9 protein-coding genes are annotated in these 8505 nt (G+C 67.4%); 5 read left to right on the top strand and 4 right to left on the bottom strand.

The window, feature by feature from the left end; translation table 11 throughout:
• Together ACFVJ3_RS48750 and ACFVJ3_RS48745 are read right to left on the bottom strand one after the other, a co-directional pair.
• The coding region (locus ACFVJ3_RS48750) for a cupin domain-containing protein (protein ID WP_378458922.1) at positions 1-830 on the bottom strand (830 nt) is incomplete at its 3' end.
• A gap of 63 nt (positions 831-893) precedes the next feature.
• A complete protein-coding gene (locus ACFVJ3_RS48745) occupies positions 894-1700 on the bottom strand; it encodes an IclR family transcriptional regulator (protein WP_378458921.1) in 807 nt (268 codons plus the stop codon).
• Positions 1701-1748: 48 nt separating this feature from the next.
• Here ACFVJ3_RS48745 and ACFVJ3_RS48740 point away from each other — a divergent pair, with 48 nt between their 5' ends.
• The 3 genes from ACFVJ3_RS48740 to ACFVJ3_RS48730 all read left to right on the top strand — a co-directional run bounded on the left by ACFVJ3_RS48740 (position 1749) and on the right by ACFVJ3_RS48730 (position 5310).
• The gene (locus ACFVJ3_RS48740) at positions 1749-2978 is read left to right on the top strand and encodes an MFS transporter (protein WP_378458920.1); all 1230 of its coding nucleotides are present in this window, start codon (positions 1749-1751) and stop codon (positions 2976-2978) included.
• 68 nt (positions 2979-3046) lie between these two features.
• Positions 3047-4249 carry an FAD-dependent monooxygenase gene (locus ACFVJ3_RS48735; protein ID WP_378458919.1) on the top strand — a complete coding sequence of 401 codons (1203 nt, stop codon included), beginning with the start codon at positions 3047-3049 and terminating at the stop codon, positions 4247-4249.
• 38 nt (positions 4250-4287) lie between these two features.
• The gene (locus tag ACFVJ3_RS48730; RefSeq protein ID WP_378458918.1) at positions 4288-5310 is read left to right on the top strand and encodes a magnesium transporter CorA family protein; all 1023 of its coding nucleotides are present in this window, start codon (positions 4288-4290) and stop codon (positions 5308-5310) included.
• Between the two features lie 5 nt (positions 5311-5315).
• On the opposite strand, the gene ACFVJ3_RS48725 is transcribed toward ACFVJ3_RS48730, so the two are convergent.
• Positions 5316-5921: a TetR/AcrR family transcriptional regulator gene (locus tag ACFVJ3_RS48725; protein ID WP_378458917.1), complete on the bottom strand. Its 606-nt coding sequence runs from the start codon at positions 5919-5921 to the stop codon at positions 5316-5318.
• An 82-nt stretch (positions 5922-6003) separates the two neighbouring features.
• On the opposite strand from ACFVJ3_RS48725, the gene ACFVJ3_RS48720 reads away from it, so the two are divergent.
• Together ACFVJ3_RS48720 and ACFVJ3_RS48715 are read left to right on the top strand one after the other, a co-directional pair.
• A complete protein-coding gene (locus ACFVJ3_RS48720; protein ID WP_378458916.1) occupies positions 6004-6939 on the top strand; it encodes a patatin-like phospholipase family protein in 936 nt (311 codons plus the stop codon).
• Complete coding sequence (locus ACFVJ3_RS48715; RefSeq protein WP_378458915.1) at positions 6936-8417, top strand: flavin-containing monooxygenase; 1482 nt, start codon at positions 6936-6938, stop codon at positions 8415-8417. Before ACFVJ3_RS48720 ends, ACFVJ3_RS48715 begins: the two co-directional genes overlap by 4 nt.
• On the opposite strand, the gene ACFVJ3_RS48710 is transcribed toward ACFVJ3_RS48715, so the two are convergent.
• A partial coding sequence (locus ACFVJ3_RS48710; RefSeq protein ID WP_378458923.1) for an acyl-CoA dehydrogenase family protein occupies positions 8398-8505 on the bottom strand: 108 nt, incomplete at its 5' end. The genes ACFVJ3_RS48715 and ACFVJ3_RS48710 overlap by 20 nt on opposite strands.

Here is an 8505-nt window from a genome sequence, read left to right as displayed (position 1 = left end):
AGGCGGTGGAACTCGGCCCGGATGGTGGGCATCACGTCGCCGCCGGTGGTCGGGTTGGTGTAGCGGACCGCCGCGTGACCGGGTTCGGTGGTCGCCGCGTAACCCTCGTCCTCCAACGCCAACTGCTCACGCAGCGCGGCGTCGGTGTGCTCCCACCGGTACGCGGCGATCGGCGAACTGGTTTTCGCGTCCAACCCGACCAGCGGTCGCAGCCCCGGATGCGCCCACAACCGTTCCGACCGGGACACCTCCGGGGTGGAGTCGTCGGTGACGTTCTCGGACCCGAATTCGAAGAACCCGGTGTCGGTGTAGTGCACGAACGGGATGTCCAGGCCGTCGATCCAGGCCATCGGCTGATCGGTTTCGTTGTGGTGACCGTGGAAATGCCAGCCCGGGGTCAACAGGAAGTCGCCGCGCCGCATCGCCACCGGATCCCCGTTGACGACCGTCCACACCCCCTCCCCCTCGACGACGAACCGGAATGCGTTCTGCGCGTGCCGGTGCTCGGGGGCCACCTCCTTCGGGCCCAGATACTGGATGGCCGCCCACAGCGTCGGCGTCACATACGGCACCCCACCCAACCCGGGGTTGGCCAGGGCGATCGCCCGCCGCTCCCCGCCCCGGCCGACCGGCACCAGGTCCCCGGCCCGCTGCGCCAGCGGATACAGCGTCGACCACTTCCACACGAACGGCACCGCCCGCGACGTCGGCGTCATCGGCATCAGATCACCGAGCTGGGTCCACAACGGATTCAGGTGCTCGGCCTCGAAATCTTGGTAGAGCTGCTTCAGCTCCGGATCGTCGTCGACGTGCGGTTCGGTAGCGGTCATGGCGTCGACGCTAAGAGAGTCGACGCCGCGGCCGATACAGAATTCTTCTGTGCAGAATTAGTGTCAGGACTCGAGGTCGGCGATATCCACCTCGAGTTCGCGGATCGCGTTCTTGATCTGCGACACCAGCGGTCCCTGCGAGTGCTGACGGAACCGCGTGATCGGCACGGCCACCGTCAGCGCCCCGACCGCCGTGCGAGCCCGGTTCCGGATCGCGACGCCGAACGCCGCGACACCCTCCTCGGTCTGCTGCACGTTGAGGGCGAACCCGACGGCGCGGGCGGCGGACAGTTCCCGCCGGAACCGCTCGAAGTCGTCGGGCGACAGGCGGCGGTCGCCCCACTCTCGTTCGTCGTCGGCCAGATCCGCGGGCCGCAGGTACAGCTGTTCGAGAGTCTCCCTCGGCAGCTCAGCCAGCAGAATGCGTCCTCCCGCAGTCAATTCCGCGTCGAGCACCTGCCCCTGACGGTCACCGACGCGCAACATTCCCGTCGACTCGGCGGACGACAGGAAGCGCGCCTGGGTGCCGACGCGGATCACGAGGTTGACGGTCTCGCCGCACAGGATCGCGAGGGCTTCCATGTGAGGCCGGCACAGGTCGTTGAACTCACGCGTCCACCCGCGCTGGGCCGGGCCTGCGCCCATCGCCGACCCGGGGTGGTACATGCGTTTCTCGTCCTGAACGGCGAACCCCCGGTACACCAGCATCGCCAGCAGCCGGTGCGCCGTGGACGGCGCGATGCCGAGTTCCTCCGCAGCGTCCTTGAGTCTCAGCCCGCCCACGTCGCGCAGCATCTGCAGCAGGCGCAACGCGTTGTCGACGGACTCCAACATGTACGCCGGCTTTTCGATCGTTCGCTTCTTCTGCACAGCAGAACTTTATTGCACGCGAGCTGTGCGCCGCATCACCCTCGATTCATGCCCCTCACTGCCACCACTGCGGCGCCGCCGATGAACCGCGTCGGACTGGACCGCAACGCCACGATCGCCGTCGTCGTCTGCTGGCTATTCGTAGTCTTCGACGGCTACGACCTCATCGTCTACGGCAACGTCATCCCGAGCTTGCAGAAGGAGTGGGGCATCAGCGCCGCGACCGCCGGCACTCTCGGCAGCCTCGCGTTTCTGGGAATGATGATCGGCGCCGTGCTCGCGGGACGCCTCTCCGACATCGTGGGACGCAAGCGTGCGGTGATCGGATGCGCCATCATCCTGTCCGTGTTCACCGCGCTCTGCGCGCTGGCGACCGGACCCGTCATGTTCGGCGCGTTGCGCCTGATCGCGGGACTCGGCCTGGGCGGCCTCGTTCCCACCTCCAATGCTCTTGCCGCAGAACTGATCCCCACGAAGTGGCGCGCCGCGGTGGCCACGATGATGATGTCCGGAGTTCCCATCGGTGGTTCGATCGCGGCGCTGCTCGGCATCCCCGTCATCCCGAACTGGGGTTGGCAGCCGATGTTCGCCTTCGCGCTCGTCCCGCTGATCCTGCTGGTGCCGATCGCGTGGAAGACGCTGCCCGACCAGACCGCCGCCGTGACGTCGACGGAGGTGCGGCCGGCAACGGGCTTCAGCGCACTGCTCGGTACCCGGCTCCGGTCCGTCAGCATCATGTTCGCGCTCGCCACGGTGGTCACCCTGCTCGCCTGGTACGGCCTCGGCACGTGGCTGCCCAAACTCATGCAGGGCGAGGGCACCGATCTCGGCAGCGCGCTCACGTTCGCCCTCGCGCTCAACCTCGGCGCCGTCGCGGGCTCGTTCGTCACCGCGTGGGGCGGCGTCCGGTTCGGCACGATCCCCACGAGCATCGTCGCCGCGCTCCTCGCAGGTCTCGCGCTGCTGACGTTGCTCACCGCCCCACCGGTGGGGCTGGTCTACGTCATCTTCGTGCTCGCCGGCGTCGGGACACACGGAACCCAGTGCCTCATCATCGCGGCGGTCGCGTCCTACTACCCCGATTATCTGCGGGGCACAGCCCTCGGCTGGGCGCTCGGCGTGGGCCGTGTCGGAGCCGTCGCGGCACCGCAGATCGGCGGCTGGCTCCTGGCCGCCGGACTCGGCGCGGGTTCCAACTTCATCCTCTTCGGCGTCAGCGCACTCGTCGCCGCACTGCTGCTCACCGTGATCTGGCGACGCTTCCCCTCAACCAGGTGAGTGCCGCCGTGTGCTCCGCCACGCAATGCCACTCACGTGGCCCGAACGCTCGAAACAAAGGAACTGTCATGTCGAACCTGCAGGACGCACGCATCATCATCGCCGGAGGCGGGATCGGCGGCGCAGCCAACGCTCTCGCCCTCGCGCGGAAGGGCGCGCACGTCACCTTGTTCGAACGCGCCTCCGAATTCGGTGAGGTCGGCGCCGGACTGCAGGTCGGGCCGCACGGCGCCCGCATCCTCGACTCCTGGGGCGTGCTCGACGACGTTCTCTCCCGGGCCTTCCTGCCGAAGAACATCGTGTTCCGCGACGCGATCACCGCGGAGGTGCTCACGAAGATCGACCTCGGCTCCGAGTTCCGGGCCCGGTACGGCGGACCGTACTTCGTGACCCATCGCAGCGACCTGCACGCGACACTCGTCGATGCCGCACGGGCTGCGGGCGCCGAACTGCACACAGGTATCACCGTCACCGACGTGATCACCGACGGTGACAAGGTGATCGTCACCACCGACGACGGCCGCACCCACGAGGCGGACATCGCGCTGGGCATGGACGGCCTCAAATCGCGTCTGCGGGGGAAGATCTCGGACGACGAACCCGTGTCCTCCGGCTACGCCGCCTACCGGGGCACCACCGCGTACCAGGACGTGGAACTCGACGAGGACATCGAGGACGTGGTCGGCTACATCGGACCGCAGTGCCACTTCATCCAGTACCCGCTGCGCGGCGGCGAAATGCTCAACCAGGTCGCGGTGTTCGAATCGCCCGGTTTCAAGAGTGGGATCGAGAACTGGGGTGGGCCCGAAGAACTCGAGCAGGCCTACGCGCACTGCCACGAGAACGTCCGCCGCGGGGTCGACTACCTGTGGAAGGACCGCTGGTGGCCGATGTACGACCGCGAGCCGATCGAGAACTGGGTGGACGGCCGGATGATCCTGCTCGGAGACGCAGCGCACCCGCCGCTGCAGTACCTGGCGTCGGGAGCCGTGATGGCGATCGAGGACGCGAAGTGCCTCGCCGACTATGCCGCCGAAGACTTCTCCGCGGGCGGCGGGAACTCCGCGTGGCCGCAGATCCTGAAGGAGGTCAACACCGAACGCGCACCGCGCTGCAACCGCATCCTCACCACCGGCCGCATGTGGGGCGAGCTGTGGCACCTCGACGGCACCGCCCGCATCGCGCGCAACGAACTGTTCCGCACCCGCGACACGTCGAGCTACAAGTACACCGACTGGCTGTGGGGGTATTCGTCCGATCGCGCGTCATAACCGCTTCCCCTGCCGGAAGGGTTCGGCAGACTGGGAGCGTGACCCTCAACCTGGTGCAGACCCGTGTGTGGCGCGACGGACAATGCGTGGGCAAGGATTTTCCGATTGCCGACGTGTCCGAACAGGTGAAGGACGAGAACGCGCTCGTGTGGGTCGACCTGTGCGACCCCGACCACGAGTGCCTGACGGAGCTGGCGGCCGAGTGGTCGCTCGATCCGAACGCCATCGAGGATGCCGTCGCCCGCGGTGAGCGGCCGAAGGCGACGCGCTATGCAGGCCACGCGTTCGTGACCGCGTACGCCACCTGGTTCGAGAACGACGACGTCAGCACTCTCGGCGTCCTCGATTCACGGCTTCGGCTCAGCCGCGTCTCCGCGTTCGTGCTGCCGAACGGGATCATCACGGTGCGGCGGGACGATCGTTTCGACATGTCCCAGGTGGTGGAGCGCTGGGAGGAGGACCCTGCACTGCTCACACCGGGATCCGGTGCACTCGCGCTACTGCACGGACTGCTCGACGCCATCGTGGACGGGCAATTCGAGACGATCGAGACGATCGACGACGCGATCGAAGCGCTCGAGGAGGGCTTGTTCGACGAGTCCGCGCGGACCCGGGAGATTCAGCAGCGCACGTACCGGCTGCGGAAGGAACTGGTGCAACTGCGTCGCGTCGTGCTGCCGATGCGGGAGGTGGTGGGCGCCGTCATGCGCGGGCGGGCCGAATCCGAACGCGACAAGTCGCCGGTTCTCGACAGCTTGTACACCGATCTCTACGACCACGTGACGCGCGCCGCCGAGTGGACGGAGTCGTTGCGCGACATGGTGGTAACCGTCTTCGAGACGAATCTGTCGCTCCAGGATGCCCGGCTCAACACCGTCATGAAGAAACTCACCGGATGGGCGGCCATCATCGCCGTTCCCACCGCGGTGACCGGGTGGTTCGGTCAGAACGTCTTGTTTCCCGGAGTCGGGCAGCTGTCGGGGATGATCGTCAGCACCATCGTGATCGTGACGTCGGCCAGCCTGCTCTACATCTTGTTCCGCCGACGCGACTGGCTCTGACGGATCTAGAGTTCACTCGGCTGCGACACCGCAAGCAGCACCCGCAGATTGTCGGTGACCACCCGAGCGGAAATGGTGGGATCGATGGCGCGCTGAATACCCACGCCGACACCGAGACTGAGGATGCTGCTCGCCGCATCCTCCGCGGGCACCGGCAGGACGACCCCGAGTGAGTCGGTGAACGACTTCAGCAGTGTCACAGTGATCTCCCGCGCGACCCCGAGAGTGGCGGTGAGTGCGTCGCGGAGTTCGGGATCGTGACGGGACAGCACGATCAGTTCGAACTCGAGCATGGTCCACCCGACGTCGCCGAGCGTCTTCTCCGCCCAGGCCTGGAACGCCTCGAGTCGCTCCTCCATCGTGTCGCCGCCGCCGAGCGCCTCGGCGATCTCCTGCCCCTTGGTGGCGTGTATGAGCCCCAGCACCTCGAGGCACAGTTCCTTCTTGTTCTTGAAATTGGAGTACACCGCACCCTTGGAATAGCCGGCCTCGTCGGCCACTTTCTCGAGCGACGTGGCCGCGTACCCGTCGGCCAGGAAGAGGTCGCGTGCAGTCGCGACGAGATGCGCCCTCGTGCGCGCCTGACTCTCCGACCTGGTCAATCGCGCCATGCTCACCCTTTCTCCGAAGCCCCTGCGAGAATATTCTACTTTTCATATACCGCCGGTATCTGGTTTCTGCTAGCTTCTAGATATGACTTCGAGTGACATACAACTCAGCCGCGGACTGGTGATCGGTTGCGGCGGCACGCTCGGCGCCGCCTGGACCGTGGCGGCCATGATCGCCGTGAGCGACGCCGTGGGCTGGGACCCACGCGACGCCGACGTGCTCGTGGGCACGTCCGCGGGCGCCGAAATCGTCACCATGCTGGGTGGCGGGGCGGGCGTCGACGAACTGCTCGCGTTGCAGCTCGGTGGGCCCACCCACCCGGCGCTCGACGGACACCTCGCCGCCGCACCGGGACGGTTCCCGCCACTCCCCAGGCCGGGCCTCGGTTCGCCCGGCTTGTTGCGCCGGGGGCTCCCACCCGTGACCGCCGCGAGCGGACTCCTCCCCCACGGCCGCGGCGATGCGGCCTGGCTCGACCGGCTCGCCCAGCAGTTCACCTGCGACTCCGGCTGGGTCCGCCACCCGGCGACGTGGCTGGTCGGCATGGACTACGACACGGGAGAGCGCGTCGCGTTCGGCTCACCCGGTGCACCGACCGCCACCCTGTCCGAAGCGCTGCGGGCGTCGTGGGCGATCCCCGGCTGGTTCCCGCCGGTCCGCGTCGGCGGCCGCCGGTTCGTCGACGGCGGCGCGGCGTCCACAGCATCCGCCGACCTGGTGCTGCCCCTCGAACTCGACGAGGTGGTCGTGCTGGCACCGATGGCGTCGACGGGCCGCATCGCCGGCCGTGGGGCGGCCCGCGTCGAACGTCTGATGCTGCGGAACTGGATGAGTTCCGGGCTGGACGCCGAGATCGCGAAGCTGGAGGCGGCCGGCACCCGGGTGATACGGCTCGACGCGACCGCCGAGGACCTCGCCGTCATGGGTCCGAACTTCATGGACGGCCGGCGCCGGCTCGCCACACTCGAACATTCCCTCGTCACCACCCGCGCTCAGCTTGCGAACGGAGTACGCGCATGAAGCATTACGACATTCTGATCGTCGGTGCCGGGATCTCCGGCATCGGAGCCGCAATTCGACTGAAGCAGAGCGGAATCGACAACTTCGCGGTTCTCGAGAAGGGCGACGCGCTGGGCGGGACCTGGCGCGACAACACCTACCCGGGCTGCGCGTGCGACGTCCCCTCGGCCCTGTACTCCTACTCGTTCGCACCCAACCGGGAGTGGTCGCGGTTGTTCGCCGGACAGGAGGAGATCCGCCGGTACATCGAGCGCACCGCCACCGAACACGGGGTGCCCGCACACGTGAAGTTCGGCACCGAGATGCAGCGCGCCCAGTGGAGCGAGCAGAGCAGGCGGTGGACGGTGGACACGACTGCCGGCACGTTCACCGCAAACGCCGTCATCGCCGCCGCCGGACCGTGGAACGAACCCCTCGTTCCCGACATACCCGGCCTCGACACCTTCACCGGCGAGGTGTTCCATTCCTCCCGCTGGAATCACACCTACGACCTCACCGGCAAACGCGTCGCCGTCGTCGGAACCGGTGCATCAGCGGTGCAATTCGTCCCAGCGATCCAGCCGAAGGTCGAGACGCTGCATCTCTACCAGCGCACCGCGCAGTGGGTGCTGCCGAAACCGGATCACGCCCTGCCCGGTGTCGAGCGCGCGATCCTGCGCCGCATACCGGGCGCGATCCGCGCACTGCGCCGCGCCGAGTACGCGATCATGGAGTCGCTCGGACTCGGTTTCCGGCACCCGTGGATCCTGCGGGTGATCCAGCAAGTCGGCAAGGCACAACTCCGGGCGCAGGTAGGGGATCCGAGGCTGCGCACGGCATTGACCCCCGACTACACGCTCGGCTGCAAGCGACTGCTGCTGTCCAACACCTACTACCCCGCGCTCACCCGCCCCAACGTCGAGGTGCACGCCAACGCCGTGCAGTCGGTGCGCGGAAACGTCGTCGTCGGCAGCGACGGCGCCGAACGGGAAGTGGACGCCATCATCTTCGGCACCGGCTTCCACATTCTCGACATGCCCATCGGTTCCAAGGTGTTCGACGGCGACGGCCGCAGCCTCGACGATCACTGGAAGGGCAGCCCGCAGGCCTACCTCGGCACCACCGTCGCGGGATTCCCCAACGCGTTCGTCCTCCTCGGACCCGCGCTGGGCACCGGCCACACGTCGGCCTTCATGATCCTCGAGGCGCAACTCGAACACCTGATCCAGGCCGTCACCTCGGCCCGGAGCAACGGGTGGACCAGGATGGAACCACGCCGGGAAGTGCAGGACGCGTTCAACGCTCAGGTCCAGGAAGCTCTGGCCACCACCGTCTACAACGCTGGTGGCTGCCAGAGCTACTTCCTCGACGTCAACGGCCGCAACAGCTTCAACTGGCCGTGGTCGACCGACCGCATGCGGCAACGACTCGGCCGGTTCGACGAATCGGCGTACGACGTGTCGCACGAGCCGGCGTCGGCTACAGCGACTTCGCGATGATTCCCTTCATCACCTCGTTGGCGCCCGCGTAGATCTTCTGGACGCGGGCGTCCTCGTACATCCGGGCGATCAGGTACTCACGCATGTA

Source organism: Rhodococcus sp. NPDC127593, from assembly GCF_042671975.1.
Classification (GTDB): Bacteria; Actinomycetota; Actinomycetes; order Mycobacteriales; family Mycobacteriaceae; genus Rhodococcus_F.
The sequence above is the reverse complement of the archived record's forward strand: the minus strand, read 5'-3'. Positions and strand labels throughout refer to the sequence as shown.

What these genes read in the sequence shown, in the direction of transcription:
- ACFVJ3_RS48740 (WP_378458920.1), top strand. Translation starts at nt 1,749, where the DNA reads ATGCCCCTCACTGCCACCACTGCGGCGCCGCCGATGAACCGCGTCGGA.
- ACFVJ3_RS48735 (WP_378458919.1), top strand. Translation starts at nt 3,047, where the DNA reads ATGTCGAACCTGCAGGACGCACGCATCATCATCGCCGGAGGCGGGATC.
- ACFVJ3_RS48725 (WP_378458917.1), bottom strand. Translation starts at nt 5,921, where the DNA reads ATGGCGCGATTGACCAGGTCGGAGAGTCAGGCGCGCACGAGGGCGCAT.
- ACFVJ3_RS48720 (WP_378458916.1), top strand. Translation starts at nt 6,004, where the DNA reads ATGACTTCGAGTGACATACAACTCAGCCGCGGACTGGTGATCGGTTGC.
- ACFVJ3_RS48715 (WP_378458915.1), top strand. Translation starts at nt 6,936, where the DNA reads ATGAAGCATTACGACATTCTGATCGTCGGTGCCGGGATCTCCGGCATC.